This window comes from Cytobacillus sp. C11.1 (genome assembly GCF_058145115.1).
In genome coordinates this window covers 556345-579982 of sequence record NZ_CM176935.1, presented here as the reverse complement: position 1 = coordinate 579982, position 23638 = coordinate 556345, and the positions used below count along the sequence as shown (strand labels likewise).

Genomic DNA, 23638 nt, shown 5'->3' with positions numbered 1-23638 from the left:
TCGGTTTTTGCCGTTTAACAACTAAATGATGCAACCTTCATATATCCTCGATAATATGGTTCGAAAGTCTCTACCGGATCGCCGTAAATGATCTGACTATGAAGGCAGAATATACTTTTTGCTATATGTAAAAACCGGAATTCTGCCTTCACTTTTTTGTGGGGGGAGTTCCGGTTTTTTTCTAGCTCCAGGTGCTATCCGAGGTCATAAGCAAATCGCATCTGAAGAAATAAGACGCCTCTGCCATTGCTTTTCTTATGCTTGTTACGGATAGGCGGGCGTCTTGCACTTTTCTAGTTTATATGTTGGATTGCAAAGAATTTTATTTTCACTAGATATTTTATTTACATGAGAGAACACTAAAGGCAATATCACAAATTTAATGAGGTGAACAGCGTGACGGGGAAAGCAGAACTTCAAAATCAAGAGATGATCGTAGTGCTGGATTTCGGAAGCCAGTACAATCAGTTAATCACACGCAGAATCCGCGAATTTGGCGTATACAGTGAGTTGCATCCGCATACGATTACTGCTGCAGAAATTAAAGAGATGAATCCAAAGGGAATTATTTTCTCCGGCGGCCCTAATAGCGTCTATGGGGAAAATGCTTTCCGCTGTGATGAAGAGATCTTTGAACTGGGCTTGCCGATTTTCGGTATTTGCTATGGCATGCAATTAATGACGATGCATTTTGATGGGAAAGTGGAGCCTGCCAAGCATCGTGAATACGGGAAGGCAGTGCTCAAGGTAGAAAATGAATCAAAATTATTTGCAGACCTGCCTAGGGAACAGACTGTTTGGATGAGTCATGGGGACCTTGTAGTGGAAGCTCCTGCAGGATTTACTGTTGACGGAACAAACCCATCTTGCCCGATTGCTGCAATGAGTAATGAAGAGCGTGGATTATACGCTGTACAATTCCATCCGGAAGTACGCCACTCCGTTCATGGGAATGATATGCTGAAAAACTTTGTATTTGGTGTTTGCGGCTGTACAGGCGATTGGTCCATGGAGAATTTTATTGAAATTGAAATGGAGAAAATCCGTCAGGAAGTCGGCGATAAAAAAGTTCTATGCGCTTTAAGCGGCGGTGTTGATTCCTCTGTTGTGGCTGTCCTCATCCATAAGGCAATTGGCGATCAGCTGACATGTATCTTTGTTGATCATGGTTTGTTGAGGAAAGATGAAGCGGAAGGCGTCATGAAGACTTTTGCTGATGGTTTTAATATGAATGTCATTAAAGTGGATGCGCAGGATCGTTTCTTAAATAAACTTAAAGGTGTCAGCGACCCGGAACAAAAGCGAAAAATTATTGGCAACGAATTTATCTATGTATTCGATGATGAGGCTGCTAAGCTTGAAGGCATTGACTTTCTTGCTCAGGGTACGCTTTATACAGACATTATCGAAAGCGGTACAGCTACTGCCCAAACGATCAAATCGCATCACAATGTAGGCGGCCTTCCTGAGGATATGCAGTTCAAGCTGATCGAACCGCTAAACACTTTATTTAAAGACGAAGTTCGCGCGCTTGGAACAGAGCTTGGTATTCCAGATGAAATCGTATGGAGACAGCCATTCCCTGGACCTGGTTTAGGGATCCGTGTACTGGGAGAAATCTCTGAGGATAAACTTGAAATTGTACGCGAGTCTGATGCAATCTTACGCGAAGAAATCCAAAAAGCCGGTTTAGACCGTGATGTTTGGCAATATTTCACTGTTCTGCCTGATATCCGCAGTGTGGGAGTAATGGGAGATGCCCGAACATATGATTACACAATCGGAATCCGTGCAGTAACATCCATAGATGGAATGACATCTGACTGGGCAAGAATCCCTTGGGATGTGCTTGAAGTCATTTCTACAAGAATTGTCAATGAAGTATCGCATATAAATCGAGTTGTTTATGATATTACGAGCAAGCCGCCAGCTACAATTGAGTGGGAATAAAATACGAACGATTAGAAAAAACGAACATAAAATGTTCGTTTTTTCTGTTGACTAGGACTTTTTGAGGTGTTAAGATAAAGATGAATTAAATATGTCGTATTACGTCGTATAATCTTGGGAATATGGCCCAAAAGTTTCTACCGAGCTGCCGTAAATAGCTTGACTACGAGGTAAGTGTTACTTATAGGGATCTGTTTTTGCTATAATACTTTTTCCTGTTTATCCCTATTTGTTCACGAACCCTGTTGTCAACGCTTCGGTAACTCCCGGAGCGTTTTTATTTGGTCAATTTGGCTACCATATAAACAGACATTTTTAGGGGGAAGAAAAATGAAGAAGTACTTCCAGTTTGAAGAACTTGGAACAAACTATCGCCGTGAATTTATCGGCGGCCTTACAACGTTTTTAGCAATGGCATATATACTGGTTGTTAATCCGATTACCTTATCGTTAATGGATATACCAGATCTGCCAGATGCCATGAGAATGGATTATGGTGCCGTATTCGTTGCCACTGCTGTTGCAGCAGCCATTGGTTCTTTATTAATGGGGGTAATAGCAAAATACCCAATAGCGCTGGCGCCGGGAATGGGCTTGAATGCGTTCTTTGCCTATACAGTTGTATTAACTATGGGGATCCCTTGGCAGCATGCATTAGGCGGAGTATTGATTTCTGGAGTTATCTTCATCTTATTAACGCTTACAGGATTGCGCGAAAAAATTATTAATTCAATACCAGCGGAATTGAAGTATGCAGTTAGTGCAGGTATAGGCTTATTTATAACATTTGTTGGTGCTCAAAGTGCTGGGCTGATTGTTAATAATGATGCAGTCCTTGTTGGGTTAGGAGATTTTACTGATGGGAATGTACTGCTGGCTATCTTTGGTATAGCAGTAACAGTCGTTTTAATGACAAAAGGAATTAACGGCGGAATTTTTATCGGTATGGTCATCACAACGATTGTGGGAATGATTGCAGGGTTGATTGATGTTCCTGGCAAGATTGTGGATTCCGTTCCAAGTGTGGCTCCTACTTTTGGAGCGGCTTTCGAAGCTTATGGAGATCCTTCCTTCTTTTCAACGAGCATGCTGGTGGTAGTATTAACATTTTTATTTGTTGATTTCTTTGATACAGCGGGAACCTTAGTAGGAGTAGCAAACCAGGCTGGCTTAATGAAAGACAACAAATTGCCGCGGGCAGGAAAGGCTTTATTCGCGGATTCTGCTGCAACTGTAGTCGGAGCTATCTTTGGAACATCTACAACGACATCTTTTATTGAGTCATCATCAGGGGTAGCGGCAGGTGCAAGAACAGGGTTTGCTTCGGTTGTAACAGCAGGACTTTTCCTGTTATCACTATTCTTCTTTCCACTTTTGGAAGTCATCACTTCAGCTGTTACAGCTCCGGCATTAATTATCGTGGGTGTGCTGATGGTCGCTTCATTAGGGAATATCGATTGGAATAAATTTGAGGTTGCAGTCCCTGCTTTTCTAACGATTATTGTGATGCCATTGTCATACAGCATTGCTACCGGCATTGCGGTCGGATTCATTTTCTATCCGATTACGATGATTGTAAAAGGAAGGACCAAAGAAATCCATCCGGTTATGTATGTTTTGTTCGTCATCTTTATTCTGTATTTTATTTTCTTAAAATAATAATTTGATTTAGAGATCCGCTCTTAAAGTGCGGGTCTTTTTTTAATTAGCCAAATAAATAATTCAATCCGTTGACTTCCCGGACGGGCTTTAATACCATGAGAGTACATTTGTTTAATGGGCGGGGAGAAAAAATGGGAGAGTATAAGGTAAAAAAGGTACTTAATAATAATGTCTTAATCGGCAGCCATGAATCGTTCGGCGAAGTCGTCCTCATTGGGAAGGGGATTGGCTTTAACCAGAAACCTGGGCAGCAAATTGATTCTGCTCTGGTAGAAAAGCTCTTCGTACTCAAAAATGAAAAAGAGCAGGAAAATTACATTAAACTGATGCCCTTTGTTGACAATGAATTGCTCGAGGTAATCATCTCCTCTATTGAATTGATTAAACAACGTTCAAGCTCAGTACTTAATGAACATATCCATGTTGCATTAACAGACCACCTGATGTTCGCCATAACCCGCTTGAAAAAGGGTATGGAAATGAAAAACCCTTTTCTTATTGAAACAAAAGCCTTATATCCCTTTGAATACGAGGTTGCTCAGGAGGTTGTAGGCCTCATTGGACAGCGAACTGGCATCTATTTGCCTGAAGGAGAGGTTGGCTTTATTGCTCTTCATGTCCATAGCGCTGTTATGAACCGCAATCTATCTGAGGTCAATCAGCATTCCCAGCTTGTAACCCATCTAGTCAATATGATTGAGGATCAGTTAGATATAAAAATTAATAAAGACAGCATAGATTATATGAGGCTTGTCCGGCATATTCGTTTTACCATTGAACGTGTTAACAAAGGTGAGCAGGTAGAAGAACCAGAAAAAATAACTTCCCTCTTGAAAGAGGAATACCCGGTATGCTACAATCTCTCATGGAAGCTCATTAAGGTAATGCAGCAAACATTAAAAAAACCAGTTTATAATGCGGAAGCTGTCTACTTGACCATGCATCTGCAGAGACTTCAAAAGAAAATAAATTAGTCATTATTGTGTCTTTACGTGTTACTGATTCGATCAGGCATGAGTGAAGAAAGGTAATTGAATTTAGGCAAATAGGGTAAGATACCCTTGTAAACGCCTAAGTTCTATCCTTTTTTCCTCATGCCTTTTTTTATTTGTTTTTAATGCTTGCGGCAATGAAATGAAAACGCTTAATGAGTAAAAATATTAGGGGGTTAACTTATGTTTAAAAAAGTATTTGGCGTCCTGCAAAAAGTCGGGAAAGCTTTGATGCTTCCGGTGGCGCTATTGCCAGCAGCGGGAATCTTGCTTGCTCTAGGTGCAGCACTGCAAAACCCGGCGCTGCTTGAACTGGCACCTTTCCTGGATAACAGCGGCGTTTCGATCGTTGCTCAGGTCATGCAAAAAGCAGGAGATATCGTCTTTGCAAACTTGCCTGTGCTATTCGCAGTCGGTGTAGCTGTTGGATTGGCTGGCGGTGAAGGGGTAGCGGCTCTGGCTGCCATCATCGGATATTTAATTATGAATGTCACAATGGGTACAGCAGCAGGGATTACTGCAGAGGATGTAAATGGACTTAACTATGCGAATATCCTAGGGATTCCAACTCTGCAAACGGGTGTATTCGGCGGTATCATCGTCGGTATAATTGCGGCTGCTCTTTATAACAAGTTTTATGAGATTGAACTGCCATCTTATTTAGGGTTCTTTGCCGGTAAGCGTTTCGTTCCGATTATCACAGCTGCAACGGCAGTGGTCTTAGGATTGCTTATGCTTATAATCTGGCCGCCGATTCAGGCTGGATTAAATGCTTTCTCGCAAAACATGGTTCATGCAAACTTAACACTATCAGCGTTTATCTTTGGTTTAATTGAGCGTTCTTTGATTCCTTTTGGATTGCACCATATTTTCTATTCTCCATTCTGGTATGAATTTGGCCAGTATGTAACGAATGCGGGTGAAACTGTCCGCGGTGACCAGCGTATCTTCATGGCGCAGATCAGCGATAATGTTCAAGAATTGACAGCCGGTACCTTCATGACTGGTAAGTTCCCGTTCATGATGTTCGGTCTGCCAGCAGCTGCATTAGCGATTTATCACGAAGCACGCCCTGAAAAGAAAGTTGTAGTTGGCGGACTTATGGCTTCTGCTGCATTAACTTCATTCTTAACGGGTATTACTGAACCGCTTGAATTCTCATTCTTATTCGTAGCGCCTGTACTATTTGCCGTACACGCAGTGTTTGCAGGTCTTTCTTTCATGACCATGCATTTATTGGATGTTAAAATTGGTATGACATTCTCGGGTGGTTTAATCGACTATATTTTATTCGGCTTAATCAACCCTCAAACAAATGCTTGGATCGTTATTCCGGTTGGATTAGTATTTGCGGTTATTTATTATTTCGGTTTCCGATTTGCCATTCGCAAATTCAACCTGAAGACTCCAGGCCGTGAAGAGGTAGAAGATGAAGAAGAGGTTGCTTCCGGCAAAGGCGGAGACCTTCCTTATGAAGTTCTTGAAGCAATGGGCGGGCAAGGAAACATTTCTCACTTAGACGCTTGTATCACTCGCCTTCGTGTATCAGTAAATGATATCAACAATGTAGATAAAGATCGTCTGAAGAAATTGGGCGCTTCTGGTGTATTGGAAGTCGGAAATAACATACAGGCTATCTTTGGACCAAGGTCTGAGACTATTAAAGGACAAATGAAAGATATTATGAGCGGCAAAAGACCGCGAGTTGTTGAAAAGGCTCCGGAAGGCGGAGTTGAACAGCAAATTGAAGAAATAAATCCTGAAGCACTCCAAACTGAGCACAAGGAAGACCTTTTCGTTGCTCCGATCAAGGGTGAAATCAAACCTATTACAGAAGTTCCTGACGCGGTATTCTCAGGAAAAATGATGGGGGATGGATTTGCAATTGTGCCTACTGAAGGAACAGTAGTATCACCTGTAGATGGAAAAATCGTTAATATGTTCCCGACTAAGCATGCAATCGGTATTCTTTCTGATTCTGGCCGCGAGATCCTTATCCATGTGGGTATTGATACCGTTAATCTAAAAGGCCAAGGCTTTGAAACGCTGGTAGCTGAAAACGATCGGGTAGAAGCAGGGCAGCCATTATTAAAAGTAGATCTTGATTACATTGAGAAAAACGCCACTTCTAAAATCACGCCAATCGTATTTACGAACCTTGAGCAGGGTGAAGCAGTAACGATTAATAAACCAGGCGCTGTAGACCTGAAGGATAAAGACATTATTACCATCTCCAAGCAGTAATATATAATATAGAAGAAACCAGTCCATTTTTGTGACTGGTTTTTTCTATACAAAGGTGAAAATGCAATATGTATGGTTAAAATAACCAATTAATTTTTATAGATATTATGTTGACCATCTGGGCATATGGGTGTTAGTATATATAAACAGTCGCTGACAGGTTAGCAATGATTTAAATAACTTTAAAAAAGTTGTTGACGCCGCGATTGAGAAATGATATATTAATAAAGTCGCTTTTGAGCGATAGATTGATCTTTGAAAACTGAACGAACAAAAACGTCAACGTTAATTCTTTAGTCTTTTTTGAAAAGACAACAGCAGATCGTCGATTAAGAACGCCACGTCCTGTGGCAACATCGACGTCAACACATCCGTGTGTAAGTGAGCTTAATCAACTCTTATATGGAGAGTTTGATCCTGGCTCAGGACGAACGCTGGCGGCGTGCCTAATACATGCAAGTCGAGCGGACGGATGGGAGCTTGCTCCCTGAAGTCAGCGGCGGACGGGTGAGTAACACGTGGGCAACCTGCCTGTAAGACTGGGATAACTTCGGGAAACCGGAGCTAATACCGGATAACTCTTTCCCTCACATGAGGGAAAGCTGAAAGATGGTTTCGGCTATCACTTACAGATGGGCCCGCGGCGCATTAGCTAGTTGGTGAGGTAACGGCTCACCAAGGCAACGATGCGTAGCCGACCTGAGAGGGTGATCGGCCACACTGGGACTGAGACACGGCCCAGACTCCTACGGGAGGCAGCAGTAGGGAATCTTCCGCAATGGACGAAAGTCTGACGGAGCAACGCCGCGTGAGTGATGAAGGTTTTCGGATCGTAAAACTCTGTTGTTAGGGAAGAACAAGTACCGGAGTAACTGCCGGTACCTTGACGGTACCTAACCAGAAAGCCACGGCTAACTACGTGCCAGCAGCCGCGGTAATACGTAGGTGGCAAGCGTTGTCCGGAATTATTGGGCGTAAAGCGCGCGCAGGCGGTTCCTTAAGTCTGATGTGAAAGCCCCCGGCTCAACCGGGGAGGGTCATTGGAAACTGGGGAACTTGAGTGCAGAAGAGAAGAGTGGAATTCCACGTGTAGCGGTGAAATGCGTAGAGATGTGGAGGAACACCAGTGGCGAAGGCGACTCTTTGGTCTGTAACTGACGCTGAGGCGCGAAAGCGTGGGGAGCAAACAGGATTAGATACCCTGGTAGTCCACGCCGTAAACGATGAGTGCTAAGTGTTAGAGGGTTTCCGCCCTTTAGTGCTGCAGCAAACGCATTAAGCACTCCGCCTGGGGAGTACGGCCGCAAGGCTGAAACTCAAAGGAATTGACGGGGGCCCGCACAAGCGGTGGAGCATGTGGTTTAATTCGAAGCAACGCGAAGAACCTTACCAGGTCTTGACATCTCCTGACAACCCTAGAGATAGGGCGTTCCCCTTCGGGGGACAGGATGACAGGTGGTGCATGGTTGTCGTCAGCTCGTGTCGTGAGATGTTGGGTTAAGTCCCGCAACGAGCGCAACCCTTGATCTTAGTTGCCAGCATTCAGTTGGGCACTCTAAGGTGACTGCCGGTGACAAACCGGAGGAAGGTGGGGATGACGTCAAATCATCATGCCCCTTATGACCTGGGCTACACACGTGCTACAATGGATGGTACAAAGGGCTGCGAGACCGCGAGGTTAAGCGAATCCCATAAAACCATTCTCAGTTCGGATTGCAGGCTGCAACTCGCCTGCATGAAGCCGGAATCGCTAGTAATCGCGGATCAGCATGCCGCGGTGAATACGTTCCCGGGCCTTGTACACACCGCCCGTCACACCACGAGAGTTTGTAACACCCGAAGTCGGTGGGGTAACCTTTTGGAGCCAGCCGCCTAAGGTGGGACAGATGATTGGGGTGAAGTCGTAACAAGGTAGCCGTATCGGAAGGTGCGGCTGGATCACCTCCTTTCTAAGGATATTTACTTGAGACGTGACGTGTTTTGTTCGTTTAGTTTTGAGAGACCAATCTCTCTGGAATATTCGTTCTTTGAAAACTAGATAATGTTAATGAAGAAGCAATAACCGAGTAATCGCCATCTTAGTTTTTTTCTCTTATGTAAGTTTTTTTAAAACCAAGTAAGAGTACAAACCATGAGGACGATGAGCGGCAAGAAGATCAAGGAAGCGACCGAACGAGCACCGGAGCGTACGAGAGTACGTGAGGAGCACAGTGACGAAGCTGACGCAGAGATTCGCAGTCGATCAGCGGCCGAAGTAGGTTAAGTTAGAAAGGGCGCACGGTGAATGCCTTGGCACTAGGAGCCGATGAAGGACGGGACTAACTCCGATATGCTTCGGGGAGCTGTAAGTAAGCTTTGATCCGGAGATTTCCGAATGGGGAAACCCCCTATCCGTAATGGGATAGGATCTTTACCTGAATACATAGGGTATTGAAGGCAGACCCGGGGAACTGAAACATCTAAGTACCCGGAGGAAGAGAAAGCAAACGCGATTCCCTGAGTAGCGGCGAGCGAAACGGGATTAGCCCAAACCAAGAGGCTTGCCTCTTGGGGTTGTAGGACACTCTATACGGAGTTACAAAGGAACGAGGTAAATGAACAGGTCTGGAAAGGCCGGCCAGAGAAGGTAAAAGCCCTGTAGTTGAAACTTCGTTCCCTCCAGAGTGGATCCTGAGTACGGCGGGACACGAGAAATCCCGTCGGAAGCAGGGAGGACCATCTCCCAAGGCTAAATACTCCCTAGTGACCGATAGTGAACCAGTACCGTGAGGGAAAGGTGAAAAGCACCCCGGAAGGGGAGTGAAAGAGAACCTGAAACCGTGTGCCTACAAGTAGTTAGAGCCCGTTAATGGGTGATAGCGTGCCTTTTGTAGAATGAACCGGCGAGTTACGATTACATGCAAGGTTAAGTTGACAAGACGGAGCCGCAGCGAAAGCGAGTCTGAATAGGGCGAATGAGTATGTGGTCGTAGACCCGAAACCAGGTGATCTACCCATGTCCAGGGTGAAGTCCAGGTAACACTGGATGGAGGCCCGAACCCACGCACGTTGAAAAGTGCGGGGATGAGGTGTGGGTAGCGGAGAAATTCCAATCGAACTTGGAGATAGCTGGTTCTCTCCGAAATAGCTTTAGGGCTAGCCTCATGTAGTAAGAGTCTTGGAGGTAGAGCACTGTTTGGACTAGGGGCCCTCATCGGGTTACCGAATTCAGACAAACTCCGAATGCCAAAGACTTATCCATGGGAGTCAGACTGCGAGTGATCAGATCCGTAGTCAAGAGGGAAACAGCCCAGACCACCAGCTAAGGTCCCAAAGTATACGTTAAGTGGAAAAGGATGTGGAGTTGCTTAGACAACCAGGATGTTGGCTTAGAAGCAGCCACCATTTAAAGAGTGCGTAATAGCTCACTGGTCGAGTGACTCCGCGCCGAAAATGTACCGGGGCTAAACGTATCACCGAAGCTGTGGATGGACACCATTAGGTGTCCGTGGTAGGAGAGCGTTCTAAGGGCGTTGAAGCTAGACCGCAAGGACTGGTGGAGCGCTTAGAAGTGAGAATGCCGGTATGAGTAGCGAAAGATGGGTGAGAATCCCATCCACCGAATGCCTAAGGTTTCCTGAGGAAGGCTCGTCCGCTCAGGGTTAGTCGGGACCTAAGCCGAGGCTGAAAAGCGTAGGCGATGGACAACAGGTTGATATTCCTGTACCACCTCTTTACCGTTTGAGCAATGGGGGGACGCAGGAGGATAGGGTAAGCGCGCTGTTGGATATGCGCGTCCAAGCAGTTAGGCCGGTAACGAGGAAAATCCCGTTACCACACAGGCTGAGCTGTGACGGCGAGGGAAATTTAGTACCGAAGTTCCTGATTCCACACTGCCAAGAAAAGCCTCTAGCGAGGGAAAAGGTGCCCGTACCGCAAACCGACACAGGTAGGCGAGGAGAGAATCCTAAGGTGAGCGAGAGAACTCTCGTTAAGGAACTCGGCAAAATGACCCCGTAACTTCGGGAGAAGGGGTGCTCATTAGGGTGAATAGCCCTGATGAGCCGCAGTGAATAGGCCCAGGCGACTGTTTAGCAAAAACACAGGTCTCTGCGAAGCCGCAAGGCGAAGTATAGGGGCTGACGCCTGCCCGGTGCTGGAAGGTTAAGAGGAGAGGTTAGCGCAAGCGAAGCTTTGAATCGAAGCCCCAGTAAACGGCGGCCGTAACTATAACGGTCCTAAGGTAGCGAAATTCCTTGTCGGGTAAGTTCCGACCCGCACGAAAGGCGTAACGATCTGGGCACTGTCTCAACGAGAGACTCGGTGAAATTATAGTACCTGTGAAGATGCAGGTTACCCGCGACAGGACGGAAAGACCCCGTGGAGCTTTACTGTAGCCTGATATTGAATTTTGGTACAGCTTGTACAGGATAGGTAGGAGCCGTAGAAACCGGAGCGCCAGCTTCGGTGGAGGCGTCGGCGGGATACTACCCTGGCTGTATTGAAATTCTAACCCGCGCCCCTTATCGGGGCGGGAGACAGTGTCAGGTGGGCAGTTTGACTGGGGCGGTCGCCTCCTAAAAAGTAACGGAGGCGCCCAAAGGTTCCCTCAGAATGGTTGGAAATCATTCGCAGAGTGTAAAGGCACAAGGGAGCTTGACTGCGAGACCTACAAGTCGAGCAGGGACGAAAGTCGGGCTTAGTGATCCGGTGGTTCCGCATGGAAGGGCCATCGCTCAACGGATAAAAGCTACCCCGGGGATAACAGGCTTATCTCCCCCAAGAGTCCACATCGACGGGGAGGTTTGGCACCTCGATGTCGGCTCATCGCATCCTGGGGCTGTAGTCGGTCCCAAGGGTTGGGCTGTTCGCCCATTAAAGCGGTACGCGAGCTGGGTTCAGAACGTCGTGAGACAGTTCGGTCCCTATCCGTCGTGGGCGCAGGAAATTTGAGAGGAGCTGTCCTTAGTACGAGAGGACCGGGATGGACGCACCGCTGGTGTACCAGTTGTCTTGCCAAAGGCATCGCTGGGTAGCTATGTGCGGAAGGGATAAGTGCTGAAAGCATCTAAGCATGAAGCCCCCCTCGAGATGAGATTTCCCATAGCGTCAAGCTAGTAAGATCCCTGAAAGATGATCAGGTTGATAGGTCAGAGGTGGAAGCGTGGCGACATGTGGAGCTGACTGATACTAATCGATCGAGGACTTAACCAGTTATTGGTGAATACTCGGCAACTTCTTCATGCATTATCTAGTTTTGAAGGAATGAACTTTCTTCAAACCAAATAGTCTGGTGGCGATAGCGAGAAGGTCACACCCGTTCCCATACCGAACACGGAAGTTAAGCTTCTCAGCGCCGATGGTAGTTGGGGGCTGTCCCCCTGTGAGAGTAGGACGCTGCCGGGCGAAGACAGAGAGTTTGCTCTTTGTCTTTTTTAATCCTCTAACACTGGTATGTTTTACCATAAGTATACACCAGCGGTGTTATTATATCAGAAGATTATATTAGAAATTTAATTCAATAAAACACAAAAAAAGTGTTGACGAATTTAGGTGGAAATGTTATTCTAATATAGTTGCTTGATAGCGACAGAGGAATTGATCTTTGAAAACTGAACGAACAAAAACGTCAACGTTAATTCTTTAGTCTTTTTTGAAAAGACAACTTATGAGCTTAATCAACTCTTATATGGAGAGTTTGATCCTGGCTCAGGACGAACGCTGGCGGCGTGCCTAATACATGCAAGTCGAGCGGACGGATGGGAGCTTGCTCCCTGAAGTCAGCGGCGGACGGGTGAGTAACACGTGGGCAACCTGCCTGTAAGACTGGGATAACTTCGGGAAACCGGAGCTAATACCGGATAACTCTTTCCCTCACATGAGGGAAAGCTGAAAGATGGTTTCGGCTATCACTTACAGATGGGCCCGCGGCGCATTAGCTAGTTGGTGAGGTAACGGCTCACCAAGGCAACGATGCGTAGCCGACCTGAGAGGGTGATCGGCCACACTGGGACTGAGACACGGCCCAGACTCCTACGGGAGGCAGCAGTAGGGAATCTTCCGCAATGGACGAAAGTCTGACGGAGCAACGCCGCGTGAGTGATGAAGGTTTTCGGATCGTAAAACTCTGTTGTTAGGGAAGAACAAGTACCGGAGTAACTGCCGGTACCTTGACGGTACCTAACCAGAAAGCCACGGCTAACTACGTGCCAGCAGCCGCGGTAATACGTAGGTGGCAAGCGTTGTCCGGAATTATTGGGCGTAAAGCGCGCGCAGGCGGTTCCTTAAGTCTGATGTGAAAGCCCCCGGCTCAACCGGGGAGGGTCATTGGAAACTGGGGAACTTGAGTGCAGAAGAGAAGAGTGGAATTCCACGTGTAGCGGTGAAATGCGTAGAGATGTGGAGGAACACCAGTGGCGAAGGCGACTCTTTGGTCTGTAACTGACGCTGAGGCGCGAAAGCGTGGGGAGCAAACAGGATTAGATACCCTGGTAGTCCACGCCGTAAACGATGAGTGCTAAGTGTTAGAGGGTTTCCGCCCTTTAGTGCTGCAGCAAACGCATTAAGCACTCCGCCTGGGGAGTACGGCCGCAAGGCTGAAACTCAAAGGAATTGACGGGGGCCCGCACAAGCGGTGGAGCATGTGGTTTAATTCGAAGCAACGCGAAGAACCTTACCAGGTCTTGACATCTCCTGACAACCCTAGAGATAGGGCGTTCCCCTTCGGGGGACAGGATGACAGGTGGTGCATGGTTGTCGTCAGCTCGTGTCGTGAGATGTTGGGTTAAGTCCCGCAACGAGCGCAACCCTTGATCTCAGTTGCCAGCATTCAGTTGGGCACTCTAAGGTGACTGCCGGTGACAAACCGGAGGAAGGTGGGGATGACGTCAAATCATCATGCCCCTTATGACCTGGGCTACACACGTGCTACAATGGATGGTACAAAGGGCTGCGAGACCGCGAGGTTAAGCGAATCCCATAAAACCATTCTCAGTTCGGATTGCAGGCTGCAACTCGCCTGCATGAAGCCGGAATCGCTAGTAATCGCGGATCAGCATGCCGCGGTGAATACGTTCCCGGGCCTTGTACACACCGCCCGTCACACCACGAGAGTTTGTAACACCCGAAGTCGGTGGGGTAACCTTTTGGAGCCAGCCGCCTAAGGTGGGACAGATGATTGGGGTGAAGTCGTAACAAGGTAGCCGTATCGGAAGGTGCGGCTGGATCACCTCCTTTCTAAGGATATTTACTTGAGACGTGACGTGTTTTGTTCGTTTAGTTTTGAGAGACCAATCTCTCTGGAATATTCGTTCTTTGAAAACTAGATAATGTTAATGAAGAAGCAATAACCGAGTAATCGCCATCTTAGTTTTTTTCTCTTATGTAAGTTTTTTTAAAACCAAGTAAGAGTACAAACCATGAGGACGATGAGCGGCAAGAAGATCAAGGAAGCGACCGAACGAGCACCGGAGCGTACGAGAGTACGTGAGGAGCACAGTGACGAAGCTGACGCAGAGATTCGCAGTCGATCAGCGGCCGAAGTAAGTTAAGTTAGAAAGGGCGCACGGTGAATGCCTTGGCACTAGGAGCCGATGAAGGACGGGACTAACTCCGATATGCTTCGGGGAGCTGTAAGTAAGCTTTGATCCGGAGATTTCCGAATGGGGAAACCCCCTATCCGTAATGGGATAGGATCTTTACCTGAATACATAGGGTATTGAAGGCAGACCCGGGGAACTGAAACATCTAAGTACCCGGAGGAAGAGAAAGCAAACGCGATTCCCTGAGTAGCGGCGAGCGAAACGGGATTAGCCCAAACCAAGAGGCTTGCCTCTTGGGGTTGTAGGACACTCTATACGGAGTTACAAAGGAACGAGGTAAATGAACAGGTCTGGAAAGGCCGGCCAGAGAAGGTAAAAGCCCTGTAGTTGAAACTTCGTTCCCTCCAGAGTGGATCCTGAGTACGGCGGGACACGAGAAATCCCGTCGGAAGCAGGGAGGACCATCTCCCAAGGCTAAATACTCCCTAGTGACCGATAGTGAACCAGTACCGTGAGGGAAAGGTGAAAAGCACCCCGGAAGGGGAGTGAAAGAGAACCTGAAACCGTGTGCCTACAAGTAGTTAGAGCCCGTTAATGGGTGATAGCGTGCCTTTTGTAGAATGAACCGGCGAGTTACGATTACATGCAAGGTTAAGTTGACAAGACGGAGCCGCAGCGAAAGCGAGTCTGAATAGGGCGAATGAGTATGTGGTCGTAGACCCGAAACCAGGTGATCTACCCATGTCCAGGGTGAAGTCCAGGTAACACTGGATGGAGGCCCGAACCCACGCACGTTGAAAAGTGCGGGGATGAGGTGTGGGTAGCGGAGAAATTCCAATCGAACTTGGAGATAGCTGGTTCTCTCCGAAATAGCTTTAGGGCTAGCCTCATGTAGTAAGAGTCTTGGAGGTAGAGCACTGTTTGGACTAGGGGCCCTCATCGGGTTACCGAATTCAGACAAACTCCGAATGCCAAAGACTTATCCATGGGAGTCAGACTGCGAGTGATAGATCCGTAGTCAAGAGGGAAACAGCCCAGACCACCAGCTAAGGTCCCAAAGTATACGTTAAGTGGAAAAGGATGTGGAGTTGCTTAGACAACCAGGATGTTGGCTTAGAAGCAGCCACCATTTAAAGAGTGCGTAATAGCTCACTGGTCGAGTGACTCCGCGCCGAAAATGTACCGGGGCTAAACGTATCACCGAAGCTGTGGATGGACACCATTAGGTGTCCGTGGTAGGAGAGCGTTCTAAGGGCGTTGAAGCTAGACCGCAAGGACTGGTGGAGCGCTTAGAAGTGAGAATGCCGGTATGAGTAGCGAAAGATGGGTGAGAATCCCATCCACCGAATGCCTAAGGTTTCCTGAGGAAGGCTCGTCCGCTCAGGGTTAGTCGGGACCTAAGCCGAGGCTGAAAAGCGTAGGCGATGGACAACAGGTTGATATTCCTGTACCACCTCTTTACCGTTTGAGCAATGGGGGGACGCAGGAGGATAGGGTAAGCGCGCTGTTGGATATGCGCGTCCAAGCAGTTAGGCCGGTAACGAGGAAAATCCCGTTACCACACAGGCTGAGCTGTGACGGCGAGGGAAATTTAGTACCGAAGTTCCTGATTCCACACTGCCAAGAAAAGCCTCTAGCGAGGGAAAAGGTGCCCGTACCGCAAACCGACACAGGTAGGCGAGGAGAGAATCCTAAGGTGAGCGAGAGAACTCTCGTTAAGGAACTCGGCAAAATGACCCCGTAACTTCGGGAGAAGGGGTGCTCATTAGGGTGAATAGCCCTGATGAGCCGCAGTGAATAGGCCCAGGCGACTGTTTAGCAAAAACACAGGTCTCTGCGAAGCCGCAAGGCGAAGTATAGGGGCTGACGCCTGCCCGGTGCTGGAAGGTTAAGAGGAGAGGTTAGCGCAAGCGAAGCTTTGAATCGAAGCCCCAGTAAACGGCGGCCGTAACTATAACGGTCCTAAGGTAGCGAAATTCCTTGTCGGGTAAGTTCCGACCCGCACGAAAGGCGTAACGATCTGGGCACTGTCTCAACGAGAGACTCGGTGAAATTATAGTACCTGTGAAGATGCAGGTTACCCGCGACAGGACGGAAAGACCCCGTGGAGCTTTACTGTAGCCTGATATTGAATTTTGGTACAGCTTGTACAGGATAGGTAGGAGCCGTAGAAACCGGAGCGCCAGCTTCGGTGGAGGCGTCGGTGGGATACTACCCTGGCTGTATTGAAATTCTAACCCGCGCCCCTTATCGGGGCGGGAGACAGTGTCAGGTGGGCAGTTTGACTGGGGCGGTCGCCTCCTAAAAAGTAACGGAGGCGCCCAAAGGTTCCCTCAGAATGGTTGGAAATCATTCGCAGAGTGTAAAGGCACAAGGGAGCTTGACTGCGAGACCTACAAGTCGAGCAGGGACGAAAGTCGGGCTTAGTGATCCGGTGGTTCCGCATGGAAGGGCCATCGCTCAACGGATAAAAGCTACCCCGGGGATAACAGGCTTATCTCCCCCAAGAGTCCACATCGACGGGGAGGTTTGGCACCTCGATGTCGGCTCATCGCATCCTGGGGCTGTAGTCGGTCCCAAGGGTTGGGCTGTTCGCCCATTAAAGCGGTACGCGAGCTGGGTTCAGAACGTCGTGAGACAGTTCGGTCCCTATCCGTCGTGGGCGCAGGAAATTTGAGAGGAGCTGTCCTTAGTACGAGAGGACCGGGATGGACGCACCGCTGGTGTACCAGTTGTCTTGCCAAAGGCATCGCTGGGTAGCTATGTGCGGAAGGGATAAGTGCTGAAAGCATCTAAGCATGAAGCCCCCCTCGAGATGAGATTTCCCATAGCGTCAAGCTAGTAAGATCCCTGAAAGATGATCAGGTTGATAGGTCAGAGGTGGAAGCGTGGCGACATGTGGAGCTGACTGATACTAATCGATCGAGGACTTAACCAGTTATTGGTGAATACTCGGCAACTTCTTCATGCATTATCTAGTTTTGAAGGAATGAATTTTCTTCAAACCAAATAGTCTGGTGGCGATAGCGAGAAGGTCACACCCGTTCCCATACCGAACACGGAAGTTAAGCTTCTCAGCGCCGATGGTAGTTGGGGGCTGTCCCCCTGTGAGAGTAGGACGCTGCCGGGCAAATGAAAAGAGCACCTGAATGGTGCTTTTTTTGTGTTTTTATTTATTTTCAGCTTATAAATATCACTTATTTTTCTTAAGGAGACATTTTTTGGGCCACTCATCTTTGTTTTATAGCAAATATCGGCCACTTCCCTAGACTTATCGGATACTTTTTCGATATATTGGTCAGATTTTCATTTTATCGGTCACTTTTTTCATATATCGGTCAGTTAGCTTAATGGCGCCCTTTGGAGGCTCCTTTCTTAAATGCTGATTCTTAAAATTTAACTAAAATCTTAACCAATCTAGTTAAATGTCTTAATTTGTTTCTAAAAAAAAACGCACCAGATAGCAGGTGCGTTCCTCATTCCATTATTTTTAAAACGGATATTCCCGAGGCTTGTTTTGTGTAGAGATCCATTGGAGTGTTGTGAATTCTTCCAGTGACCATTCGCCTCCGAAGCGACCAAGACCTGAGTCTTTTTCGCCCCCGAACGCTACAAGGGGTTCATCGTTAACGCTTTGGTCGTTTACATGGACCATGCCGGTTTCCATTTGCTTGGCGATTTCTACACCTTTTTCAAGGGAGCGGGTATGGACGGAGCCGCTTAATCCGTAAGGTGTGTCATTTGCAACGCGGATAGCTTCTTCCTCGGTCTCTACCGGGATGATCGTTACAACTGGTCCGAACATTTCGTTCTTAGCAGTAGAGACGTCATTTGTGCCTTTTAAGATTACTGGGCTCATCACGTTGCCCTCGACTTTGCCCTCCAGTACTACCTCAGCACCCTGATGCCTCGCTTCTTCAATTTGGCCAAGCAATCTGTCAATGGCTGCCCGATTAATTAATGGGCCGAGCAGGGTATCCTTGTCGCGCGGATCTCCTGCTTTAATGCTTTCTGCTTTATCTACAAAGCGTTTGACGAATTCATCATAAACATTGCGATGAACAATAATCCGGTTTAGTGACATACAAATTTGTCCGTTATGCATATACTTTCCGAATGCAGCTGCATTCACAGCTCTTTGAATATCTGCGTCTTCCAGGACGATAAGGGCATTGTTGCCGCCAAGTTCTAATACGGATTTTTTAATATTTCTGCCGCATAGTTCGCCGATATGGCGTCCGACTCCTGTCGAGCCGGTGAAAGAGATCATCCGTGGAATTGGATGTTCCACAAATGAATCCCCGATTTCTTCAATGTCTGCTACAACAACATTCAACACACCTTTAGGGACTCCGGCCTCCTCAAAGATTTTGCCCAGGATTGTTCCCCCGCTCATAGCAGTTTTTTCATCAGGTTTAAGGACGACTCCATTCCCGACCGACAAGGCAGGGGCCACAGAACGCATAGCAAGGTACATAGGGAAGTTGAATGGCCCTATGACTCCTACCACACCTAAAGGTTTGCGGTAAACTCTGTTTTCTTTGCCTGGTACAAGTGAAGGTACAATTGTTCCATCCATCCTAAGAGGGAAGGAAGCAGCCTCGCGTGTAATAGCAATGCAGAAATCTACCTCTATGTTTGCTTTTAAATGGGAGATCCGGACTCTAATACAAGAAGTTCGACAAGTTCATCACGCCGCTCATTCATAATGCGAACTGCATTTTCCATTATGGTTGAGCGCTCAAAAGGATTGGTTTCGCTCCAAGCTTTTTGAGCCTGTTTTGCTGATTTATAAGCTTCGCTTATATCTTCTACACCAGCCATTTTAAACTCTGCCAAGGTTTCTTCATTGTAAGGATTAGTGTCCTGATAAACGGACTTACCGGTTCCATCCCGCCATTCTCCATCTATATATTGCTTGTTTAAGTTTTGATATTTACTCATTTTGTCACTCCTTTGCTGTAATTTTTAACTAGATATTAAAACTATTCCTTTGAAGTACAGGAGCTAAACTTTATAATATTTGTTAATTGCTGAAGAAGGAAATCAAAGTCGTTTCATTCAACTATAAAAAGGATAACCTAAACAAAAAGCATCAGATTTCCGAAAAAAGGTTATCAAACCCTGAATTCTTTTGTACAATAGGGATTTAATGGGGATAGGGTGGAGTATGAGCACTCTTAATAGACCCTTAAAGGAGGATATGGCATTGCTGGAAAACAGTTTTATTATGGTCGCCATTATATTGCTCATTAATATTGTATATGTATCTTTTTTTACAATCAGGATGATTCTTACGCTGAAGGGACAGCGATACCTTGCAGCTTTTATAAGTACGATCGAAGTTGTGATCTATGTAATTGGGCTGGGTCTCGTTCTGGATAATCTTAATGAGATACAGAATTTGATTGCATATGCGGTGGGCTATGGAATTGGTGTAATTGTGGGCATGAAAATTGAAGAAAAGCTGGCACTTGGCTATATTACAGTGAATGTGATCACTAAGGAATATGACCGGGATTTACCAAAAGCATTAAGGGATAAGGGTTACGGTGTGACAAACTGGGCTGCTAACGGGTTGGAAGGAGATCGGATGGCTCTTCAGATACTGACGCCGAGAAAATATGAGTTGAAGCTGTATCAAACGATTAAAGAGCTGGATCCGAAGGCTTTTATAATCGCTTATGAGCCGAAAACCATTCATGGCGGCTTCTGGGTGAAATCTGTTAAGAGAGGAAAATTGTCTCAATGAGCAAAAAGAAGAGCAAAATGGTATTTGAAGTTCAGGAAAATGAAACCATTGATCAGTGTCTGGCACGAATTCAAAAGGCAGGATATATGCCTGTTAGAAGGACGGAAAAGCCTATTTTTAAAGAAGTTAAGAATGGAGGAAAAGTCGACTATGAACCGGCTGGCCGCCAAATCGTTTTTGAAGCGAAACTGGTTGAAGAGTAAAACACGAACATTAATTGTCTGACTTTTAGTATTGTTCGATTTTTAGGTTGACATAGTATCAGGCAAGTTGTTAATATGGTGGTAGTTAATAAAACGTGAATAACCCCTCGTATAATAATGGGAATAGGGCCCATGAGTTTCTACCCGGCAACCGTAAATTGCCGGACTATGAGGGAAAGCTGATATGCCCGGCGTGATAAAGGAATGGTTCCTGCTGCAATTAGGTATATTCCTTTTATTATGGTTAATTTTGGCCCGGACAGATTACTTTCTCTCATATGAGAAGGATCGTGCGGGTTTTTTATATTTACTGATTTGGAGGAGGAAGAATGAACGCACAAGCAGCAGTCATTATGGGGAGCAAATCAGATTGGGAAACAATGAAGCACGCATGCGGAATTCTAGAAGAGCTTGAAATCGCTTTTGAAAAAAAGGTCGTCTCAGCGCATCGGACTCCAGATCTTATGTTTGAATTTGCCGAACAGGCAAGAGATAGAGGAATAAGGGTGATTATTGCTGGCGCAGGGGGAGCAGCTCACCTGCCGGGAATGGTAGCTGCAAAAACGACCCTTCCGGTTATTGGAGTGCCAGTCCAATCAAAAGCTCTAAATGGGCTGGATTCATTGTTATCGATTGTCCAAATGCCTGGCGGAGTTCCTGTGGCTACCGTTGCGATCGGAAAGGCCGGTGCAACCAATGCAGGATTATTGGCTGCACAAATCCTTGGAGCTTTTGACAAGCAAATTGCAGAACGCCTTGAACATAGAAGAGAAAAAATAAAACAGGAAGTTTTAGAAAGCAGTGATGAACTTGTCTAATAAAACGATTTTGCCTGGACAAACGATCGGTATTATTGGCGGCGGCCAGCTTGGGAGAATGATGGCTCTTGCTGCAAAAGCCAAAGGTTTTAGAATCGCGGTACTAGATCCGACTGAAAACTCGCCTTGCGGGCAGGTTGCGGATATCGAAATCACTGGGGCGTTTGACAGTTTGGACGCTATAAAAGAACTGGCAGAAGTCAGCGATGTTGTTACCTATGAATTTGAAAATATCAACGCTGAAGCACTGGACTGGCTATGTGCACATGCGAATGTGCCTCAAGGCAGCGAGGTTCTGGAAATTACCCAGGACCGGACAAAGGAGAAGGCGGCCATTCAAAAAGCGGGCTGCGAGGTTGCACCATACGCGGTCATTTCTACAGAAAAAGACATTTATGATAATATAGAAAAGCTTGGCTATCCAGCTGTATTAAAGACTTCCAGGGGCGGATATGACGGCAAAGGGCAGTTAGTCATAAAGAGTGAGCAGGATATAAAGGATGCTGAAAAGCTTCTTGAAAAAGGCATGTGCGTTCTTGAAAAATGGATTCCTTTTGAGAAAGAAATCTCGGTGATCATCTGCCGAAATGTGTCAGGAGAAACAGCTATTTTTCCAGTAGGAGAAAACATTCACAAAGAAAATATTCTTCATCAGACAATTGTGCCGGCCATCATAACAGACACTGAAGAGGAAAAGGCGATAAAAGCAGCAAGCCAGTTGGCAGAAGCATTAGGGCTTATCGGTACGCTTGCTGTTGAAATGTTTTTGACAAAGGACGGGCATATTTACATAAATGAGCTTGCGCCGCGTCCGCATAATTCAGGGCATTATTCCATTGAAGCCTGTGAGTCATCTCAGTTTGAGCAGCATATCAGGGCGGTTTGCAATTGGCCGCTTGGCAGCACAAAGCTATTAAAACCGGCTGTTATGGTAAACATACTAGGAGAGCATCAGGAGCTTTTGATAAAGAAAATACCTGAACTGAATGACTGGAAGATTCATTTGTACGGAAAAAAGGATGCCAAATATAAACGTAAGATGGGCCATGTCACGCTTTTGCGGAATTCAGCCGAAGAAGCGCTGGAAGAAGCAGAAAAGAGCGGCATCTGGGCCGATGTGAAGGAAAAGATCGGAGGATAAAACATGATTGAACGTTATACAAGACCGGAAATGGGAGCTATTTGGACAGAGGAGAACCGCTTTCAGGCTTGGCTTGAGGTTGAAATTCTTGCTTGTGAAGCTTGGGCAGAATTAGGCGATATTCCGAAAGAGGATGTCCAAAAAATCCGTGAAAAGGCTTCTTTTGATATCAACCGCATAAAAGAGATCGAAGAAGAAACAAGGCATGATGTTGTTGCTTTTACGCGTGCGGTTTCTGAGACGCTTGGCGAGGAGCGCAAATGGGTTCATTACGGACTTACATCAACGGATGTGGTTGATACGGCGCTTTCTTACTTAATCAAGCAGGCGAATGATATTCTTCTAAAAGATCTTGAGCGTTTTGTAGAAATCCTGAAAAATAAAGCCCAGGAACATAAGCATACTGTTATGATGGGCCGTACGCATGGGGTACATGCAGAGCCAACTACCTTCGGCCTAAAGCTTGCCCTTTGGTATGAAGAAATGAAACGAAATCTTGAACGCTTTAAAGAAGCTGCTGCTGGTGTTGAATTCGGCAAAATTTCGGGTGCAGTTGGGACATATGCAAATATTGATCCTTTTGTTGAGAAATATGTATGTGAAAAACTTGGCCTGCAGCCTGCGCCAATTTCTACCCAAACACTTCAGCGTGACCGTCATGCACACTATATGGGTGCGATTGCTCTGGTTGCAACATCGATTGAAAAATTCGCAACGGAAATCCGAGGCCTTCAAAAAAGTGAAACGCGCGAAGTAGAGGAATTTTTCGCAAAAGGCCAAAAAGGATCCTCAGCTATGCCGCATAAGCGCAATCCGATCGGTTCTGAAAATATGACAGGAATGGCTCGAGTGATCCGCGGCTATATGATGACTGCCTATGAAAATGTTTCCCTTTGGCATGAGCGCGATATTTCCCACTCTTCGGCTGAAAGAATCATTATTCCGGATGCAACAATTGCGTTGAATTATATGCTGAACCGTTTTGGCAACATTGTTAAAAATTTAACTGTTTTCCCTGAAAACATGAAACGCAATATGGACCGTACACTTGGGCTAATCTACTCCCAGCGTGTTCTCCTGGCGTTGATCGATAAAGGAATGACGCGTGAAGAAGCATATGACACAGTCCAGCCGCGTGCAATGGAAGCCTGGGAAAAGCAGGTTCAATTCCGAAGCCTAATCGAGCAGGACGAAACGATTGCATCAAAGCTTTCTGAAGCTGAAATTGATGACTGCTTTGATTATAACTACCATATCAAGCATGTAGACACGATATTTGACCGATTAGGTTTGTAAAAAAATAAGAGGTAAAGAGCAGTCTTTACCTCTATTTTAACGGGAAAATTCCCAATTTTC

General features: G+C 46.4%; 9 protein-coding genes, 6 rRNA genes, 1 pseudogene and 3 riboswitches. Of the genes and pseudogenes, 15 read left to right on the top strand and 1 reads right to left on the bottom strand.

The window, feature by feature from the left end; all coding sequences use genetic code 11:
• Positions 1–17 precede the first annotated feature (17 nt).
• Positions 18–119, top strand: a riboswitch (purine riboswitch).
• Positions 120–429: 310 nt separating this feature from the next.
• The 10 genes from guaA to rrf (AC3ZVC_RS02855) all read left to right on the top strand — a co-directional run bounded on the left by guaA (position 430) and on the right by rrf (AC3ZVC_RS02855) (position 17498).
• Complete coding sequence (gene guaA / locus AC3ZVC_RS02900; protein WP_490068804.1) at positions 430–1950, top strand: glutamine-hydrolyzing GMP synthase; 1521 nt, start codon at positions 430–432, stop codon at positions 1948–1950.
• 84 nt (positions 1951–2034) lie between these two features.
• Positions 2035–2136: riboswitch (purine riboswitch) on the top strand.
• Positions 2137–2280: 144 nt separating this feature from the next.
• Complete coding sequence (locus AC3ZVC_RS02895; protein WP_490066181.1) at positions 2281–3609, top strand: NCS2 family permease; 1329 nt, start codon at positions 2281–2283, stop codon at positions 3607–3609.
• 134 nt (positions 3610–3743) lie between these two features.
• Complete coding sequence (glcT, locus tag AC3ZVC_RS02890) at positions 3744–4586, top strand: glucose PTS transporter transcription antiterminator GlcT (protein WP_214729393.1); 843 nt, start codon at positions 3744–3746, stop codon at positions 4584–4586.
• A gap of 201 nt (positions 4587–4787) precedes the next feature.
• Positions 4788–6848, top strand: coding sequence for a glucose-specific PTS transporter subunit IIBC (gene ptsG / locus AC3ZVC_RS02885; protein WP_490066179.1), 2061 nt, complete (start codon positions 4788–4790; stop codon positions 6846–6848).
• A 399-nt stretch (positions 6849–7247) separates the two neighbouring features.
• Positions 7248–8797 (top strand): 16S ribosomal RNA (locus AC3ZVC_RS02880).
• Between the two features lie 308 nt (positions 8798–9105).
• Positions 9106–12041: ribosomal RNA gene (locus tag AC3ZVC_RS02875) — 23S ribosomal RNA — on the top strand.
• A gap of 75 nt (positions 12042–12116) precedes the next feature.
• Positions 12117–12233: ribosomal RNA gene (rrf, locus tag AC3ZVC_RS02870) — 5S ribosomal RNA — on the top strand.
• Between the two features lie 280 nt (positions 12234–12513).
• Positions 12514–14063: ribosomal RNA gene (locus AC3ZVC_RS02865) — 16S ribosomal RNA — on the top strand.
• Positions 14064–14371: 308 nt separating this feature from the next.
• Positions 14372–17306, top strand: a 23S ribosomal RNA gene (locus AC3ZVC_RS02860).
• Between the two features lie 75 nt (positions 17307–17381).
• Positions 17382–17498: ribosomal RNA gene (gene rrf / locus AC3ZVC_RS02855) — 5S ribosomal RNA — on the top strand.
• Together the 16S, 23S and 5S rRNA genes form the textbook arrangement of a ribosomal RNA operon.
• A gap of 360 nt (positions 17499–17858) precedes the next feature.
• Here rrf (AC3ZVC_RS02855) and AC3ZVC_RS02850 read toward each other — a convergent pair.
• Positions 17859–19312: pseudogene (locus tag AC3ZVC_RS02850) on the bottom strand (aldehyde dehydrogenase family protein).
• 259 nt (positions 19313–19571) lie between these two features.
• Between AC3ZVC_RS02850 and AC3ZVC_RS02845 the strand changes: the two are divergent.
• The 5 genes from AC3ZVC_RS02845 (at position 19572) to purB (ending at position 23578) form a co-directional block, all read left to right on the top strand.
• Positions 19572–20120 (top strand): DUF2179 domain-containing protein, encoded by a 549-nt coding sequence (locus tag AC3ZVC_RS02845; protein WP_214724377.1) that lies wholly within the window; start codon positions 19572–19574, stop codon positions 20118–20120.
• Positions 20117–20323 carry an NETI motif-containing protein gene (locus AC3ZVC_RS02840; protein ID WP_490066178.1) on the top strand — a complete coding sequence of 69 codons (207 nt, stop codon included), beginning with the start codon at positions 20117–20119 and terminating at the stop codon, positions 20321–20323. Before AC3ZVC_RS02845 ends, AC3ZVC_RS02840 begins: the two co-directional genes overlap by 4 nt.
• A gap of 87 nt (positions 20324–20410) precedes the next feature.
• Positions 20411–20512: riboswitch (purine riboswitch) on the top strand.
• A 140-nt stretch (positions 20513–20652) separates the two neighbouring features.
• Entirely contained in the window at positions 20653–21141 is a 489-nt protein-coding gene (gene purE, locus AC3ZVC_RS02835) for a 5-(carboxyamino)imidazole ribonucleotide mutase (RefSeq protein ID WP_490066176.1), read from the top strand.
• Positions 21128–22282 (top strand): 5-(carboxyamino)imidazole ribonucleotide synthase, encoded by a 1155-nt coding sequence (gene purK / locus AC3ZVC_RS02830; protein WP_490068802.1) that lies wholly within the window; start codon positions 21128–21130, stop codon positions 22280–22282. Before purE ends, purK begins: the two co-directional genes overlap by 14 nt.
• A 3-nt stretch (positions 22283–22285) precedes the next feature.
• Positions 22286–23578, top strand: a complete 1293-nt coding sequence (purB, locus tag AC3ZVC_RS02825) for an adenylosuccinate lyase (protein ID WP_490066175.1) — start codon at positions 22286–22288, stop codon at positions 23576–23578.
• Positions 23579–23638: the final 60 nt, after the last annotated feature.

Bases quoted from the DNA above. Each gene is read 5' to 3' on its own strand.
- AC3ZVC_RS02845 (WP_214724377.1), top strand. From the start codon at position 19,572: ATGGCATTGCTGGAAAACAGTTTTATTATGGTCGCCATTATATTGCTC.
- AC3ZVC_RS02840 (WP_490066178.1), top strand. From the start codon at position 20,117: ATGAGCAAAAAGAAGAGCAAAATGGTATTTGAAGTTCAGGAAAATGAA.
- purB (WP_490066175.1), top strand. From the start codon at position 22,286: ATGATTGAACGTTATACAAGACCGGAAATGGGAGCTATTTGGACAGAG.
- ptsG (WP_490066179.1), top strand. From the start codon at position 4,788: ATGTTTAAAAAAGTATTTGGCGTCCTGCAAAAAGTCGGGAAAGCTTTG.
- guaA (WP_490068804.1), top strand. From the start codon at position 430: ATGATCGTAGTGCTGGATTTCGGAAGCCAGTACAATCAGTTAATCACA.
- purK (WP_490068802.1), top strand. From the start codon at position 21,128: ATGAACTTGTCTAATAAAACGATTTTGCCTGGACAAACGATCGGTATT.
- purE (WP_490066176.1), top strand. From the start codon at position 20,653: ATGAACGCACAAGCAGCAGTCATTATGGGGAGCAAATCAGATTGGGAA.
- glcT (WP_214729393.1), top strand. From the start codon at position 3,744: ATGGGAGAGTATAAGGTAAAAAAGGTACTTAATAATAATGTCTTAATC.
- AC3ZVC_RS02895 (WP_490066181.1), top strand. From the start codon at position 2,281: ATGAAGAAGTACTTCCAGTTTGAAGAACTTGGAACAAACTATCGCCGT.